General features: G+C 47.7%; 18 protein-coding genes and 2 tRNA genes. 8 read left to right on the forward strand and 12 right to left on the reverse strand.

Going from position 1 to position 15,818, the window contains the following annotated elements:
- Window positions 1-66 precede the first annotated feature (66 nt).
- Window positions 67-969 (reverse strand): ABC transporter permease subunit, encoded by a 903-nt coding sequence (locus QXT17_RS02255; protein WP_342783211.1) that lies wholly within the window; start codon window positions 967-969, stop codon window positions 67-69.
- Window positions 970-1,331: 362 nt separating this feature from the next.
- Here QXT17_RS02255 and QXT17_RS02260 point away from each other — a divergent pair, with 362 nt between their 5' ends.
- Both QXT17_RS02260 and albA read left to right on the forward strand, forming a co-directional pair.
- Entirely contained in the window at window positions 1,332-2,921 is a 1,590-nt protein-coding gene (locus QXT17_RS02260) for a PINc/VapC family ATPase (RefSeq protein ID WP_342783212.1), read from the forward strand.
- Window positions 2,922-2,985: 64 nt separating this feature from the next.
- On the forward strand, window positions 2,986-3,267 hold the full coding sequence (albA, locus tag QXT17_RS02265; protein ID WP_052885645.1) for a DNA-binding protein Alba: 282 nt from the start codon (window positions 2,986-2,988) through the stop codon (window positions 3,265-3,267).
- 34 nt (window positions 3,268-3,301) lie between these two features.
- Here albA and QXT17_RS02270 read toward each other — a convergent pair whose 3' ends face one another.
- A complete protein-coding gene (locus QXT17_RS02270) occupies window positions 3,302-3,661 on the reverse strand; it encodes a hypothetical protein (protein WP_020962450.1) in 360 nt (119 codons plus the stop codon).
- Between the two features lie 24 nt (window positions 3,662-3,685).
- Window positions 3,686-4,084 (reverse strand): hypothetical protein, encoded by a 399-nt coding sequence (locus QXT17_RS02275; RefSeq protein WP_020962449.1) that lies wholly within the window; start codon window positions 4,082-4,084, stop codon window positions 3,686-3,688.
- Between the two features lie 111 nt (window positions 4,085-4,195).
- On the opposite strand from QXT17_RS02275, the gene QXT17_RS02280 reads away from it, so the two are divergent.
- From QXT17_RS02280 to QXT17_RS02295, 4 genes are read left to right on the forward strand one after another with little or no spacing between them, the layout of a single operon-like run.
- Window positions 4,196-5,470, forward strand: coding sequence for a hypothetical protein (locus tag QXT17_RS02280; RefSeq protein ID WP_020962448.1), 1,275 nt, complete (start codon window positions 4,196-4,198; stop codon window positions 5,468-5,470).
- A 56-nt stretch (window positions 5,471-5,526) separates the two neighbouring features.
- Complete coding sequence (locus QXT17_RS02285; protein ID WP_020962447.1) at window positions 5,527-6,162, forward strand: hypothetical protein; 636 nt, start codon at window positions 5,527-5,529, stop codon at window positions 6,160-6,162.
- A complete protein-coding gene (locus tag QXT17_RS02290) occupies window positions 6,159-6,368 on the forward strand; it encodes a hypothetical protein (RefSeq protein ID WP_020962446.1) in 210 nt (69 codons plus the stop codon). The genes QXT17_RS02285 and QXT17_RS02290 overlap by 4 nt, the downstream gene beginning before the upstream one ends.
- A complete protein-coding gene (locus QXT17_RS02295) occupies window positions 6,343-8,733 on the forward strand; it encodes an SMC family ATPase (protein WP_342783213.1) in 2,391 nt (796 codons plus the stop codon). The genes QXT17_RS02290 and QXT17_RS02295 overlap by 26 nt, the downstream gene beginning before the upstream one ends.
- Before the next feature lie 10 nt (window positions 8,734-8,743).
- Here the strand turns inward: QXT17_RS02295 and QXT17_RS02300 are convergent, their stop codons facing one another.
- Complete coding sequence (locus tag QXT17_RS02300; RefSeq protein ID WP_187148150.1) at window positions 8,744-8,911, reverse strand: hypothetical protein; 168 nt, start codon at window positions 8,909-8,911, stop codon at window positions 8,744-8,746.
- Window positions 8,912-9,093: 182 nt separating this feature from the next.
- Here QXT17_RS02300 and QXT17_RS02305 point away from each other — a divergent pair.
- Window positions 9,094-9,197, forward strand: a tRNA-Ser gene (locus QXT17_RS02305).
- 125 nt (window positions 9,198-9,322) lie between these two features.
- Here QXT17_RS02305 and QXT17_RS02310 read toward each other — a convergent pair.
- Window positions 9,323-9,439 (reverse strand) — tRNA-His (locus tag QXT17_RS02310).
- A 202-nt stretch (window positions 9,440-9,641) separates the two neighbouring features.
- On the opposite strand from QXT17_RS02310, the gene rsmA reads away from it, so the two are divergent.
- Window positions 9,642-10,454 carry a 16S rRNA (adenine(1518)-N(6)/adenine(1519)-N(6))-dimethyltransferase RsmA gene (gene rsmA / locus QXT17_RS02315; RefSeq protein ID WP_052887208.1) on the forward strand — a complete coding sequence of 271 codons (813 nt, stop codon included), beginning with the start codon at window positions 9,642-9,644 and terminating at the stop codon, window positions 10,452-10,454.
- Here rsmA and QXT17_RS02320 read toward each other — a convergent pair.
- The 7 genes from QXT17_RS02320 to QXT17_RS02350 form a co-directional block, all read right to left on the reverse strand.
- Complete coding sequence (locus QXT17_RS02320) at window positions 10,434-10,706, reverse strand: 50S ribosomal protein L37ae (RefSeq protein ID WP_020962441.1); 273 nt, start codon at window positions 10,704-10,706, stop codon at window positions 10,434-10,436. The genes rsmA and QXT17_RS02320 overlap by 21 nt on opposite strands.
- Before the next feature lie 53 nt (window positions 10,707-10,759).
- On the reverse strand, window positions 10,760-11,602 hold the full coding sequence (gene rrp42, locus QXT17_RS02325) for an exosome complex protein Rrp42 (RefSeq protein WP_052887207.1): 843 nt from the start codon (window positions 11,600-11,602) through the stop codon (window positions 10,760-10,762).
- Between the two features lies 1 nt (window position 11,603).
- Window positions 11,604-12,338 carry an exosome complex exonuclease Rrp41 gene (gene rrp41, locus QXT17_RS02330; protein ID WP_020962439.1) on the reverse strand — a complete coding sequence of 245 codons (735 nt, stop codon included), beginning with the start codon at window positions 12,336-12,338 and terminating at the stop codon, window positions 11,604-11,606.
- Window positions 12,335-13,033 (reverse strand): exosome complex RNA-binding protein Rrp4, encoded by a 699-nt coding sequence (rrp4, locus tag QXT17_RS02335; protein WP_020962438.1) that lies wholly within the window; start codon window positions 13,031-13,033, stop codon window positions 12,335-12,337. The genes rrp41 and rrp4 overlap by 4 nt, the downstream gene beginning before the upstream one ends.
- Before the next feature lie 8 nt (window positions 13,034-13,041).
- On the reverse strand, window positions 13,042-13,749 hold the full coding sequence (locus tag QXT17_RS02340; RefSeq protein ID WP_020962437.1) for a ribosome assembly factor SBDS: 708 nt from the start codon (window positions 13,747-13,749) through the stop codon (window positions 13,042-13,044).
- Window positions 13,750-13,823: 74 nt separating this feature from the next.
- On the reverse strand, window positions 13,824-14,537 hold the full coding sequence (gene psmA / locus QXT17_RS02345) for an archaeal proteasome endopeptidase complex subunit alpha (protein WP_020962436.1): 714 nt from the start codon (window positions 14,535-14,537) through the stop codon (window positions 13,824-13,826).
- A 72-nt stretch (window positions 14,538-14,609) separates the two neighbouring features.
- Window positions 14,610-15,758 carry an RsmB/NOP family class I SAM-dependent RNA methyltransferase gene (locus tag QXT17_RS02350; RefSeq protein ID WP_052887206.1) on the reverse strand — a complete coding sequence of 383 codons (1,149 nt, stop codon included), beginning with the start codon at window positions 15,756-15,758 and terminating at the stop codon, window positions 14,610-14,612.
- Between the last annotated feature and the right edge of the window lie 60 nt (window positions 15,759-15,818).

A 15,818-nucleotide genomic window follows, 5' to 3' on the forward strand; every position in this document is an offset into this window, starting at 1 on the left:
GGAAGCTCGCTACGAAAGAGGTCTAGAATTGCGGCAAAAATGAAAAAGGCTGTTAACATGTTTTAGTTATTTGTTTTCCTGTCTTTTTACGAAGACTGTGTATGAGAGGGCTAGGAATATTATGATGTATCCTGTTAGAACCAGTAAGGAGACCCATGCGTTTGTAAGTATTTCGGGGACATAGATTTCTTGGGATTCTTGTCGTCCATATATGGCTGAAGCGAGCGTCGAGAAGTGCTGATCCGGAACAATGGAGAGAATGGTGCCAACGATGATTGTGAATTTTTGGTAATAGTCTTTTGCCTGTGGAGGGATCTGTGGGACTCCGCTTGTCTGTGTTGGTAGGGCTGGTGGTGGTCCTAGTATCATTACGGCGGCCAAGTAGGCTAGTAGGGGCATAATGATGTGGAAGAGTATCCAGGCTATGATTGAGAGGACAAGCGAAGTTCCCGACCTGTTGGAGACTGTCGAGAAGAAGAGAGATATCGAGAGATACACGAGGGCTAGGAGCTCTGCTGGGACTATTAGGAGAAGTAGCTTTACGACATCAGTCGTGGTCAGGTTCACGCCTCTAAGCAGGATGGCTGAGGGTATGATCAAGGAATAGGAGACAAAGAGTGCCAATAATATTAGTAGTGCCCCTGCGATAAGCTTTCCGTTGAGTAAGTCATCTCTGTATATTGGCCTAGCAAGTAAGAGTCTTATTGTGCCCCTCTCTCTTTCCCCGGATATCGAGCTAAAGCCAAGGGATATTCCAATTATTGGTAGTATGAAAGAGAGGGAACCGACAAAGCTACTCCAGAAACTTGTGAAGAGTCTTTCCCGTCTCTCTCCAATCGTGATTGATACAGTTAGATAGGTGGAGAGGGCTATGCCAAAAAGTACTAGGATGGCTACAAGCGCCCAATATCTCTTGCTCTTTATGTTGTCTTTTATCTCTTTCTTTGCAACTATCCACGCCTTACTCATTCCAGCCACCTTCCTAATAGAACATGTAGACCTGGTTCCATACTGGTTTGATCTGGCTGATTGAGGCTAGCCATGTAAGCGCGCTTTGAGTACGCATATGATAGCTTGTAAAAAAGGGGATTTAATATTTTTGTAATATATTCAGAAAGAGGTTTATCATTATCCAATATGTGGAGTGACTAGGTTTTTTGAACCTTGTTAGGTTAGTCTTTGGGAGTTGTAGAGAATTATGTCATATGATGTCATATTTTAGGGCTTCGATGAATTGTTAGCTTCGGAAAATTCCCACGCAATATATGTTATTCTCGGTGTTCATAATGTTTAAAAGGGGTTGTTGTTTGTTGTTGGCAGGGTATAGAGTGATGTCTGAAGGGAAGATATACGTCCCTGACACGTCTGCGATACTTAGCGGCGTGTTTCGAGAGTACATACTAGATGGGAAGGTGTCTGGCAAAGTCGTTGTTCCAGCGTACTTGCTGAACTACTTTGAAGAGCAGGCCCGTAAGGGTAGCAGTATTGGGTATAGTGGGGTCCGTGAGCTTAGCTTGTTAAGGGAGGCAGTCGAGTCTATGCCAGAGGTTGTCGAGCTGGAGTATGTCTACGAGTTGCCGGGCTCTGTTAGGGGCCAGCGGGACCTGAGTCCAGATGTCGTGTCGAGGCTTGTGGCCCTGGAGGTCGACGGGGTTCTTGTGACGTGTGACGAGCTATCCGCAACTGTTGCCAGGTCTATGGGTATAGATGTTTGGGTGTTGCCTCCTAGAGGGGAGAAGGAGTTCTTCTTGGAGAAGTTTTTTGGGCCCGACGTTATGAGTATACATTTGAAGGAGGGGGCCAAGCCCTACGCGAAGAAGGGCGTGCCTGGCCAGTGGAGCTTTGTTAGTCTACGTGAGGAGCCGTTAACGAGAGAGGAGCTGGAGGACTACGTGAGGCAGATCTTTGAGATGGTTAGGACTAACACTAGCACGTCGTTTATCGAGTATGAGGGTGTAGGCGTCGTCATTGCACAGCTTGATCTTTATCGTGTGGTTATAACTAAGCCGCCCTTCTCAGACGGCATAGAGATAACTGTTACAAGGCCGGTCGCCAGGTTGCGGCTGGAAGACTACAATCTGCCTAAGAAGCTTTTGGAGAGGTTAGAGAAGCAAGCCGAGGGTATACTTATTGCGGGCGCGCCGGGCATGGGTAAGACCACTTTTGCCCAGGCCTTGGCGGAGTACTACTACAGGAAGGGCAAAGTTGTCAAGACGATTGAGTCTCCGAGGGACATGCACCTGCCAGCCGACATTACGCAGTATTCCAGGAACTACGCCACATCCGAGGAGATACACGACGTCCTGTTGCTGAGCAGGCCCGACTACACGTTTTTCGACGAGATGCGTGACACGAAGGACTTTGAGCTCTACGCGGATCTGAGGCTTGCAGGCGTGGGTATGGTTGGGGTTGTACATGCTACTTCGCCTATAGACGCTGTCCAGAGGTTTATCGGGAGGGTGGAGCTAGGAATGATTCCGTCGATTATTGACACTGTTATCTATGTTAAGCATGGACGTGTCGAGAAGGTCTACTCGCTTGAGACAACGGTCAAGATTCCTTACGGCTTGAAGGAGGAGGATTTGGCAAGGCCGGTGGTCGTCGTTAGGGACTTCTTGTCGGGGGACCCAGAGTACGAGCTATACGTGTTTGGTGAGAGAACCTTTGTGGTCCCGATCAAGCGCCACTCCGAAAAGATAAGCGTCGAGAACTACAAGATGAAGAATGCCTTGGAGAGGGCGCTCTTCAAGATTATTGGAGACAGTGGCTACGAGATAACCATCAACGATGCTGATGCAGTTGTAACAATCAGGGTGCCGGTCGACGAGTTTAATTATCTCGCCGGGAAGCCCAGGAGAAAGCTTGAAAGAATCGTGCGTAGATACGGCTACGACTTGGACTTGAAGCCGTCGCTGGGCTAGTTTTCCCATGCGATACCTTTATTAATGATACGTCGTTAAACACGTTGCCGAAAAGGTGAACAAAATGTCCGTGACAGAAGGAAGCGTACTAGTAGGAAACAAGAGCGTAATGAACTACGTCCTAGCAGCCGTCATACAGTTCAACCAGGGCGCCAAGAAGGTTCTCATAAAGGCAAGGGGAAGAGCAATCAGCAGGGCTGTCGACGTTGCAGAGATCGTCAGGAGCAGGTTCCTCAAGGGCGAAGTCGACGTTAGTAGCATAAAGATTGGCAGCGAGACTGTCGGCGAAGGAGACAAGAAGAGGACCATCAGCACCATCGAGATACTGCTCGAGAAAAAACAGTAAAGAGATTATAGCGTCGTCTTTTGCTGTTTTTCTTTTATAGTATCTCTGGCTTCTTCGAGAAGTTTACTATTGGTATCGTAATGTAGCCGGGCTTAGTGCCCTTGGCTACCTCTAGTTGTTCGCCCGAGTCGTCCATCTTGAATAGGATGTAGTTCCCGTTTAGGGGCTTTTCGGTCTCATAGTAGTAGAACATGGGGAGGCCATACATCTTGTAGTAGTCCCGAAAAACAATGAATACCCCGTAGTAGTGTTTAGAGTTTTCCTCGTAGTGTATGATGTAGACCATGTGTCCAAGCGTGGTTGCGCTACTTGCTAGTCTCGCCAAGTCACCGAGTGTCTCCACTTTGACTTTTATTGCTCTCTCTATTTTTGCCTCGTTTTCACCGCTAGACACGGTCTATAGTGTGCGGCTTGGCTTTTAAACAGTTTGCTCTTCTTCGGCTATGATTCTGGCCTTGAGCGTGACTATGGATCCGTCTTCCAGTTTTAGGAGGTTTTCCAGCCCGTCCTTTACTGTCCCAGCCTTGTATACCTCTAGGGGTAACGAGTCCTTGTCCTGTGTGACTATTGCCAGTGACTTAGAAGAGGGAACCGTGAGTACTTCGCCTGTCTTGTAGCCCGAGGCAATTGAGCCCTCGGGGCTCATTGGTAACTGGATGTTTATGAGGAGGAGTGGTCCGGCCTTTTTTACCACGGTTACGAGCCTGGTTAGTTGGGATAGATTGCTAAAGGAAAGGGGTATCTGTGCCTCTTTTAGTTCGAGTACTGCTAGCTGTTTCCCGAACTTCTCAATCGTTATCTCTATTTTTCTTGGCATGTGTTGTGTAGGGATATTCAGTATCTAAAAGGTTTTCGACTCTTCTCGTTGGCGCCGTTAAAAGCATAGTGTTTATTTATGTTGATTGGTCTTGTTTTGTGGGTGTAGGTCTTGTCGATAAGCGAGTACAAGAAGAAGTACGTGTATGGAGAGGACTACGGGACAAGCCAGTTCAAGTTTGGTCCCATAGCCGAGAAGCCTCTAGTCATAGATAACAGGGGCTTGTTTCTTATCGGCGAGTCGAAGCTCCTGCTGGATATCTTCGGCGTGAGGAAGGATGTTGTTGTTGGTCCAGAGCTCTCTAGGTACCTGGGTAGCATCGATGATGTTGGACGTTACCTGGTTTATCCCATGCGTGACGGTATAGTTGACAAGGACGACGAGAGAGCTTGGAGGGTCCTTCTAGAGATTACGAGGTATGGCTTCGAGGCTACTCGTCCAAAGAGCAAGGACTTTGAGGGCTTCTATGTGACGGCGGCCTTGTCAGCAATTGCCCCAGACTACATGTATGAGAGGATATTCGATATTCATGCAAAGATCGACGCCGAGGAAAAGCTGGTCAAGGCAGTCACAATTATTCCCCAGCCTCTTGCGGTAGCCATTGCAGAGAAAACTGTCACATGTGTTGTTATAGAGTCTGGACATGGGAACACACAGATAACGCCTATCTCGATGTATCCCATAAGGAATGCAATCGTCGCGCTTAACAGGGGAGGAGCCGAAGCGGACGCAATTGCCGCCGAGATACTTAGGGATCTTGGCTACGAGGATAGGGCTCACGAGGAAAAATTTGTGAGACAGTTTAAAGAGGCTGTGGGCCTAATCCCCAGGGATCTCAGCCAGGCAGTGGAGAAGGCCAGGAAAGAGCCCGAAAGGTTTAGAACTGTCTTCAGTGTTCCGGGGACCACTATACAGGTGGATCTCGGGAACATGGGCTGGGCGAGGTTCCTCATAGGGGAGGCTATCTTCAATCCGGAGCACGAGATGTTTGAGAGCTACTATAAGCGTGGAATGCCCAGGCCCCGTGACACTGTTATTGGAGGCGAGAGGATAAGGGGAACAATGCCGCTATCGCAGGCCATTGTGCACTCTGTGTCTAGGACAAGCATAGAGCTACAGCCCGAGCTTTACAGGGACATTATTCTCAGCGGTGGCAACTTTGCCTGGAGGGTTCCGAAGGGGCTTGAGGATGTGGCTGTCGATAGCGCCCAGAAGGTTGCCTATGAGTTGAAGAAGCTGGGCATTGAGAGCAATGTTAGGCTTGTGTCAGACCCGCTTTACTCGGTGTGGAAAGGGACCATTGTGTACGGTATAGCTGTTCCAGACGAGGTAGAATGGAACTGGAAGACCCGTGAGGGATGGTACAAGAGAGGGGTTCACTACTAGGACGCGGCACCTGTTGTGTGTTTATATATTAGTTATGTGTCTCTTTTTTAGGAAAAATGTATAGTGGAGGGCTCCAAAAGCGGAAAATACTAGGTCTGCTATCAGGCTATCTTGTTGAAGAGCAAGGATTAAAGATAGTGGAGGAGCCGGCCGGCGACTTTGACCTCGTCGCCGAGGACTCGTCTGGCCTAAGGTATGGCTTTATTGTTGTAGAGGGAGCCGGCAAGGTCGAAGACAAGATACTTGCGGCTGGCCGTGTCTGTTACAAGGCACCCTACGACAGGGTCTATATAGTGATTGACCGCAGGGCGTGGCTTAAGCTTACGGGTCTAAGAGAGCTGAAGAACCATTTTAAAGAGGTTTATCAGGCTGGCCTCCTAGTGGTTAGCGAGGAAGGCGTTCTAGAGATTTTTTCTGCGCCCAGGCGTGGCCCGAAGCAACCCGTGGAAGCACGGGAAGGTCCCGTTAGGGAGGAGTTACCTGCACGTCCAGTAAAGGTTCCCGAGGAGCGGCGGGTCGAGAAAAGGACTGTAGAGGCTCCACACGTAGAGGAGGAAACATACAGCATAGAGGCGAAAAGAGTAGAAGAGGAGGTCCCCGAGTCCCCGAAGACAGAAGATTTGTCTGGTCTTCCAAGCTTTATACAGGATAATCCTTGGCTTAGGATTCTCTCCAGGGAGAGGAAGAGGTGAGCGCTACGTCTGAAGAGAAACACATTGGGAAAAGCATAGAAAACATGTTGCGGGAGATTTTCGAGAAAGAGCTGAGCGGGGATCCCGAAGCAAGGGACCTAGCCCTGAAGATACTTGAGGAATATAAGTCGAGGGGTAGAAAAGGTGTAAAAGAGCTGCTTGAATCCCTGGTGGAACAGTATGACGCTTCTCTTGAGGGAGCTTGAAGTTGAAGGATTCAGAGTCTTTAGGGATCCCTTCAAGATCAAGATAAATGAAGGCTTAACGGTTATCTCTGGACCAGTCGGATCCGGAAAGAGTAGCATCATCTCCGCCATCGAGTATGCCCTCTACGGGACAGACGCCAACATCGACAAGAAGCTTTACACCAGGCGGGATCTAGTAAATGATTCATCGGAAACGGCAAGGGTTTCACTGCTGGTCGAGGCTGAAGGGGAAGGTCTCTATAAGTTTGAACGTATAATAACGAAGAGTGGAAAAGAAAAAGCCACACTTGTGTTGCCAAGCGGTGAAACAATCCAGGGAGCCGAAGCGATAAAGGGTCTTGTCGAGGAACTCACCGGACTAGACTTCTTCGAGTTCTCTAGGAGCGTCGCTGTGAGCTATGTCTCGCTTTTCCTGCTCGCCTATGGTGGCCCGTCAGCTAGGAGCAATGTCATAGATCGATTGCTGGGGATAGAGTCTGTCAAGGAGCTTGCAAGTTCCCTCTCAATAAAACTCTTCGAAAACAAGCTCAACGAGATAGATTCACAGATAGAGAGCATTCGGGAACTATTCGGCGGAGAGACCTACGAGACAAGTGGCCAAGAAGAGTATACAGTTGTAAAGAAGGAGCTCGAGGGTCTTAAGGCAGAAAAGGAAAAGCTTGAAAACGAGAAAAAGAAGCTCGAACCCTACGCAGAGAAGTATCAACAAATAGAACAACAGATTAAGGGTGGAGAAGGGGCTTTAAAGGTTCTAGAAGAACAGCTAAAGAAAGGAGTTCTAAGCATGGAAGAAATAACAGAGGCTCTAATACAGGTTCAGGAAAAATTACTAAGTACAGCTGAAAAGCTCCAGGTACCCGATTCCACGAGAAAAAAAATAGAGAACATAGAGATAGGAGGCAAAAACCTGGAAAATGTTTTTGGAGAACTCGAGGCCGCTTATTCGGAGCTTACAAACATATACTACGAGAAATATGAAGCACTAAAGGAGCAAGAGGCCCACCTTAAGGAGCTCCATGGCAGGCTTAGAGCCATAGAGGAAAACCTTGTCAACTTTGAGAGGGACGTGGATAACTACGAGAAAGCCGAAAGAATAGTTGAAGAGCTAAAAAACAAGTATGGAGACGAAAAGGAGCTTCACCAGAAAATACAGGAGCTTTCTAGGGAACTCGATGAACTTCAGAGGGCAAGCCAGATGGAACGCTATGCACTTGTCTTGAAGAGACACGTTGCCGAGAAGGTTGCAAAGAACGGCGAGGCAGACTGTCCAGTATGCGGCTCCAAGGTAACGTCGGAGTTCCTTGAAAAGGCCAAGCTAGACGTGTCCCAAGGCTCAAAGAAGATGCGGGACATAGAGGAAAAAATAAGACAGCTGGAAGAAAGAATAAAAGAACTTAAATCCGCCCTCGAGGACCTCAGGACATACAACTTGGTTATTATTTCTCTACAGGACAGATATGACACCTATCATGAAATGTTAGACCAGAAACAGCAAATCGAGGAAGAGCTGGAGACAGAGAACATGGAGTTCCAGAAGGCTAAGGCAGCTCTCGAAGATATAGAGGTAGAGCTTAAACAGGCCAGGAACGAGCTTTCAAGGCTTCGAAAAGAATATGCAAAGATACCCCTCGTAAACCAGGCATACGAGATAAAGTCAAATTTATCCAAGCTTCAAGCCAATTTATCCGAGCTCAAACCATACTGGGAAAAATACAGAGAGCTCGAGGAAAAAATCAGGGAACTGGATAGCCGGATAAATGAGAAAACGCAAAGGCTAAGTTTTCTCGAAGAGAAGTCAGAGGAAATAAAAAGAACAATGGATAAATTGGAAGAACTCAGACTAGAACGTGAACGCATAGCCCGCATGGCACAAAACATCTCAAGGATAAAGGGTATCCTAATAAACGTCCACTCGGAGCTCAGAAAAAACAAGATCCATGAACTCAACAACACAATGAACAAGCTTGTGAAAACCATGTATCCATACACTGACATAGAAGAAGTTAGAGTACGCATCAGGACGCCCCCAAAAGCAGAGGACAGGCAACCCCAGAAAAAGTACAGCACCTACGTTATAGAGGCAAAAACCTCTGGAAACTGGCTCCCGTTCACCTCCCGTATGAGCGACGGACAAAAAACAATAATTTTCCTGGCACTGGTACTCGGAATAAGCATGCTCACAAACAAGAAAGTCGGCTTCGTCATACTAGACGAGCCACTGCCCAACGTAGACACACAGATCAAGATATCCTTCCTGAAAAATATTCTCCCCAGTCTGGGACTTAGACAAGCAATCATAACTACCCAAGCAGAAGACATAGCCGAAAAACTCGAAGGAGTCACGCTCGTAAAACTAAAAAGGTAAAGAGTCTACCCTAAGTCTGTACAGCCTCGGGAGCCTCCACGCCTAGAACAACATGGGGAGTATTCTCCTGACACCTTGGACAATACAGATAAACCTTCTTAAACTCATAAAGATTAAAACCAAGATCCAGTACCCTTTCAGACGAGCACTTCTCACACCTCAGCCTCCACTTCGACATATCACAACCACGCAAACAATCCATCACACACATATAAATAAATCTACAGCAGTCAGTGGCTGCTCACACGCTCACAACTCGCACCACTAAGAGTCATCATCCCAGGAACAAATGCCGAGAAACAAGTATTTTTACGTTACGCCCCAGTAAAATTAATATCTACTTGCAACCATTATTTCTTAGCCGGGGTGGCCGAGCGGACCAAGGCGGTGGACACCCCAAAAGCCACACTCGAGATCCACTACCCCAAAAGGGTGCCCGGGTTCGAATCCCGGCCCCGGCGCCATTCTACCTCCCACATGCGCAAAACAAATTCTAACAATGAGAAATACGTGTCGACGTCAGAAACAGAACTATTATTGAATAGCTAAATGAGATGTTTGTTTCCATGATCATATAACAAAAAACCTATGGGGCCCCGGCCGGGATTTGAACCCGGGTTCGCCGGATTTATGCGCGCAGGAGCGCTCCACACTCCGGCGTGTATAAGGGCACGTGTCCGGCGTGCTACCGCTGCACCACCGGGGCCTCCGTTGCATGAATACTATATTTGAGGAGTTTAAATGTTTTATGAAAGGGAATAAGGTTGGATGATTCTGGTGGCGAGGGATAGCCTCATTGTGATTCCATATATTATGAGGTTTTTCTTTTTGTTCGCGTTAACGTTTTTTATAGGTGATTCTGATTGTTGTTTATAAAATGATGGTCTGGGGCTCTTGTGGCGCGTGGTATGCTTAGGGAGTATGTGTATGGATTGGCGGGTCTTGTTGGGGTGAAGAAGCGTCTTGGCCAGCATTTTTTGGTTGATGACTTAGTTGCTGAGAGGGTTGCGTCTCTGGTAGAGGACAGGGTTGTCTTTGAGGTTGGGAGTGGCTTGGGCAGTTTGACTCTCTATATGGCCAGAAAAGCGGAGTATATCTATGGCTGTGAAGTTGACAGGGTTTTTCTGGGGCTTTTGAAGCGTGAGCTGGAGAGGCGGGGTGTCGGCAATGTGGATCTTATGCTTTGTGATGCTACGTGTTTTGAGAATAGTTTGTCGAGGCATGTTGCAGTGTCGAACACTCCGTTTAACCTGTCGTCTGTTCTGATTGTTAGGCTGTGTTATGACCTCGGTCTGGAAGAGGCTTTTCTGGGGGTTCAGAAGGAGGTTGCTGACCGCGTTCTCGCTAGTGAGGGGTCGAGGAACTATGGCAGGCTCAGTGTTATAGCGAGGCTGTGTTATGACGCTGAGAGGCTGTTTGATGTTTCTCCCTACTCTTTCTATCCTAGGCCCAAGGTTTACACGTCTTTTTTGAGGCTTGTGCCTAGGCGGGACAGAGACCTCGAAGAGGTAAGGGTTGTTGAAGAGTTTACTAGAAGGGTTTTTCCCTACATAAACAGGAAGATAGCCAGGGCGCTTGAATTTGGCCTGCAAGTGGACAGGAAGGCGACGAGAGAGCTTCTCGAAAATTGTAATATTTCGGAAGAGAAAAGGGTTAGGGAGCTGTCCCCGAGAGAAGTGGCCTGTCTAGCGAAAAAGTCTCTAGAGTCCCATTTGTTTTAGTTCTTCTGGTGTGAATGTTTTTCCAGCTTCTGTCTTTGGTAGCCAGGCCCCGCCAGCGAATTTGTAGCCGCATTTTTCGCAGTACCAGATGCCGACGCTGAGACGCCTAACTGTGCCGACTGCTTGGCACCTTGGGCACCTGTGTTTGCCTTTCATTTTTCTCTCTATTGCTGCGACTTTTTTACGGAGTGTGGCTCCGTACCTTGCGCCAAAGCGTCCAGCTGGCCCGACGACTTTCGTGTGTTTACCCATAATTAACACCTTGGGAAGAGAAGGTCATCATTAATATAAATTTAGCGGTAGTGCTACGCTTGCTGGGCTTGCTGAGACGTGTCTGCGAGGCCTACAGTTTTCTTGACGGCTTCGAAAAGTTGCTTCGAGGCATTTATCGCTAGGTCTCTTGCCTTGAGGACTTCTTCTGGTTTGAAGGATCCCTCGCCGCTCTTCTGTATTGCGCATATTTCCCCTTTTTCTGTTACTCCGAAGGTGATTTTTGCGTCGGCTGCAAGTTCTTCTTCGAGTGTCGGGTCGAGGATAAGGTATTCGTCTATCTTTGCGACGGTTACATAGGTTACAAGATTGGTTACGGGTAGCGGTTCTTTTTCTTCTAAGACAGTTATCTTTCCATTGTCTACTGTGGTTTTTGGGACCTTTGTGTCTAGGAGTGCAAGGAGGGCAGCGAGGCCCGCTGCGTCTATGATGTTTCCGTCGTGGTCTAAGGGGTATATGTCAATGTAGAGAGTCCAGACCTTTGTGCCCGGTATTATTACAAGTTTGGAGAGGTCTACGGTGCGGGCGCTTCGAAGGCCTCTGTCTATGACTCTTGCAAGCTCGATATCTTCTTCGCCTGGGGGCCCCCACTCGAAGAGCGGGGACGCTAGGGGTGATAGCTCGGCGTTTACTATTTGGACTCCTTCATTTGGCGTGTCAGGGAAGGGGTTGCCTATAGATAGTTTTACACCGGCGATTACCTGTGTGGATCCTATGTATACCCTGGCGGAGCCCTCGGCTTTGCCCACTATGCCTTTTTCCAGCCTTATTTCGCGGTACTGGTCGAATTTTCTCCCGTCTAGTCTCTCGCCCTTTGCTAGTGAGGCAAGTATAACGTCCCGCTTTATGGAGGGTAGATATATCCTTTCCTCAGACATTTTACTCACTCTCTTTTATCGCTTCATACTTTGATTTTAATGCTCGCACCTGCTCGGCATATATCTTTTGGATTGCCTTTTGTGCGAGCTTGATTGCTTCCTCTATTTGTTGGGGCGTATATACTCCGTCTGCTTGGAGAAGTGTTATTTCTCCCCTGCTCGGCATCATGGCTATCGGCATGTCTCCGTCTCCGAACTGGTCTTCTATGCCGTTTATGTCTAGGACTAGTATATCTCCTATTTTCCCGACGGCTATGGCGGCTACGAGGTCTCTCATTGAGATGCCTGCGTCTGCAAGTGCCACCGCCCCAGCTATTATGCTTGCTGTTCTTGTTCCGCCGTCTGCCTGGATAATGTTTATGTAGACCTCGATTGCTGTTCTCGGGTACTCCTGGAGGAAAATCGCCGGAGCAAGGGCCTCTCTAATAACTTTTGAAAGCTCCACTTCGCGTCTAGACGGCTGAGGACTCTTCCTCTCGTCCACCGAGAAAGGCAACATAGTATACCTGCATCTGAAAACCGCGCGGTCAGGCAGTGCCTCGTGCCTTGGCACGACTTCTCTTGGGCCATATGCCGCGGCTATGACCTTGTTGTTGCCTAGCTCTACGTATGCCGAGCCGTCTGCGTTCTTGAGTACCCCGGCCTCTATGCGTAGCGGCCGCATCTCGTCTGGGAGTCGTCCATCGATTCTTCTTCCATTTTCATCTATTAGTCTTTCTGGTGGAGTCTTCTTCATGTTCTCAACCTCTCTTCTATAAACTTCTTAATACGATCTGTTAATCCAGTGGTATGAGCCTCTGACTCGATTTTTCTGATTGTTAACACGGCTAATTCAACCTTGTATGGGTCTTCTCCAACTATAACTATTCTACCGTTCTGACCAACTATGAGCTCGACGCCGAGCATTTCTTTTATCATTGAGATCATTGAGCCTTTTTTCCCGATTATTCTCGGTATTTTCTGTGGAGGTATCTCGACGAGGACGCCACGGGGTATCTTGCCAAGCTTAGACTCCTTAATTGTGAGCACAGGGTCCTTGTTTAAATCAAACGAGACTATTTTCGCCAGTATCAGGTCTCCAACGTCAAGTATCTTGGAGAGGTCTGTCCTAGAGATTGTTACAGGCTTGCTTGTAACCTCGGAAACAGGCAAGACAGCTGTGTATGGAGAATTTATGTCAACGTCCCAGCTGGTGAAGCCAACGTCAATGATTTTTCCTATAACTGTGTGACCCTCGACAGGGAAATATTTTCCCTTCAGGGGTATTACTCTAAGAACCTTTGCGTCCTCGTTTATTGTTACGACTCCTAGCACCTTTGAATAGTATTTTTTCCCAATCCTGAAGACGTGTCCCTCTATCTTTATTTTTCCCTGTTCACCAATTGCTTCTCCTGGCACCACTATTTGTCTATCCTTAACATATATCGGCATAGTGACACCTATACGCTTTCTGTTTTAAGTAGTTTTACTTCGCCGTTTCCTTTTGTCAGAGAGGCGACTCTCTCTATTAGAGTTGTCTGCATCCCTGCGGGTATCTCTATTTCCAGCTGTAGCGAGCCGTCGCTAAGATAGTTCTCACGTAGAACCTTGCCCATTTTGCCAATGGTGCTGTAGGTTTTACCCACGTAGGCTGCTGGAATATGAACAGCCATTATGGCGCGCATCATCTTCATTGGTAGTATCATTCTTAGGGCCTTAACGACGTCGGGGAGCTGTTGCTCGACGGGTTTGAATGGATCTATATTTACCCGTGCCTCCTCAAGTGCTAGCTCTATCCTTTTGACGGGGATAGGTGCGTTTGTCCTAGGGTCGACAGCGTTACGGGAAATAGCCTCGATGATCTGTCTCTTTTTCTGCTCAATTAGTTCCCGTCTCTGCTCAGTTGTAAGAAGCAGTTCACCGTTCTTTAGGATAGTCTCGGCAATAGCATATATGTCCTCTGTTCCAAAGATTTTCTTCAGCTCTGCCTCTGAAGCTTTAAGGCCCCTATTTGCATCGTAATAGATGAATTCTCCCTCTATTATTTCTTTAATATTGATATGTTCACCGTTCTTGTATTTCCAGGCTTTTTCAACATCCACAAATATCTCGTACCGCTTTCCTCCCTTCTCAAGCCTTGCTATACTAAGCTTCTTCTTGCTCGACATGTTTCACGCCTGAAAGAATAATTCAAAAACCAATATTTAAAAAAACCGTAGATGAATAGCGCGCTACTCAAAATTTAGAGCTTTTTCATTAGCTCGGCGACTTCGTTAACGCTGAGTATTTTGAATTCCTTGCTGTATACATCTATCTTGGCAAGCTCTATGTTTTCTGGAGAAAATCCCTCCTCCATAGAGTCTCTTAGGGCCTTTAGAGCCAGTATAAGTGCCTCGTCGACCTTGATGTCTTCGCGGTACTCCTTCATAAATAGGTCTGTTGCTTTCTGGGCACCTATACCGATTGCCCTCGCCTTGCACCTCAGGTAAGTGCCTCCAGGGTCCGTCTGTACGAGGTGTGGTCCAGCCCTATCGACGCCTGCGAATAGGAATGCTACACCGAACGGTCTAACTCCGCCGTGCTGGGTGTAGACCTGCTTTATGTCGCATATCCTCTTTACGAGTAGCTCGATGGGTATTGGCTCCCCATAAACGAGCCTGTGAGACTGTGCGTATACCCTAGCCTGGTCGATCAAGACGCGTGCATCACCAAAGAGTCCTGCAAATGCTACTCCTACATGAGTGTCTATTTTCTTGATTTTCTCGGTACCCTCGATCAATGGGGAGGAGCTTCTCTTCTCGACTGCTAGAACGACGCCGTCTACGGCTTTTACTCCAAGCGCAGTCATTCCCCTCTTGACGGCTTCAAATGCATACTCAACTTGGTAGAGTCTGCCTTCAGGGCTGAAAATTGTTATAGCTCTATCGTATCCAGCCATAGGTGCAGCTGGGAACATTTATTTCACCTGTCTCTAAGAACGTCAAGCCACTTATTTAAGCTTTTTAGCATGTATTTGGCATGAGGTGTGTCACTTTTTTACTAAGATGCTTATGAAGAATCCAGGTGTATCGTGGAGATGGGGATCAAACTGGAGACCAGGGATGCCTAGGAGCGGTGTCTTGATGTTTGGAAAAGAGATTGGGACGGGCTTGAGCCCGAAATCGCTGAAAGCATGGACGACGTTGAGCTCGTTCTCCAGTGGAGAAAAAGTACAAGTGGTATAGAGTAGTTTTCCGCCTCTACGTAGAACATTGACTGCTTCTCTTATAAACTGTCTCTGGTAGTTTGCAAGCTTGACTATGTCCTGGTAGGAACGGTCATAGTAGAGTTTAGGTCTCACGCCAAGAGCACTACAAGGAGGGTCAAGTATCACGGCATCTACGCTCTCCTTCCCAAGAACCTCCGAGATATATCTGCTGTCATATACTACGCCCTTGATAATGTTTATCCCAAGCCTCTTCGCATTCTCCAGGACTATATCTACCTTTGACTTCGAGCGGTCGACGGCAATTATTTCTCCAGTGTTTTCCATTAATTGGGCTGCATGGGTGGACTTTCCCCCCGGGCTACTGCACATGTCCAGAATTGTTTCTCCGGGCTTAGGGTCAAGTAGCCTCACGGCGACCATGCTGGGCAGCGACTGGTGATAGATATGTCCAGAGAGGAAATATGAAGTATCTCGGAGCGACTGGGCCTTGTATACAGACCTTGTCACTCGTACGGCTAGCCCTCTTCTCTTCGAAAAAATCTCGTCGGGCTCCATCTCGAGTATTCCCTCTGCTACAAGTATACCGTTAGGAGAAATGACCGATACGTAGTCCCCCTTTTCGGCATTCTCTACCTTGTAGACCCCTGGAGCAAAAACGTTGGCGCCCACGTAAACGCTTTCGGCAGTGTGTTTATCCACATATACAACCTTGTCTAGTCTTCTTATCTCGAAAGGGCCCTCCACGGGCACAAAGAGCGCTTCTGGAACATGTGCATGCTGATAAACATTTACGCCCTGACTACGTAGCTCATGCAACAAGTCTTCTGGCTTAGTCTTCAGTGTGTTGACCCTGAAAAAATAGCGGGTGCCAGGCGTAGTTACACTTTCAAGTAGCTTCTCAGCATATTTTCTGCCAAGATACCTGGCAAGATATGCTATGATATCTTCTCTGAAGACCGTGGACGACACTGTGCAAATATAGAATCAAAAAATATTTAAGCTGGTTAATTGACAACACGGTGAATGAGC

This window comes from Thermofilum sp. (assembly GCF_038871435.1).
Classification (GTDB): Archaea; Thermoproteota; Thermoprotei; order Thermofilales; family Thermofilaceae; genus Thermofilum; species Thermofilum adornatum.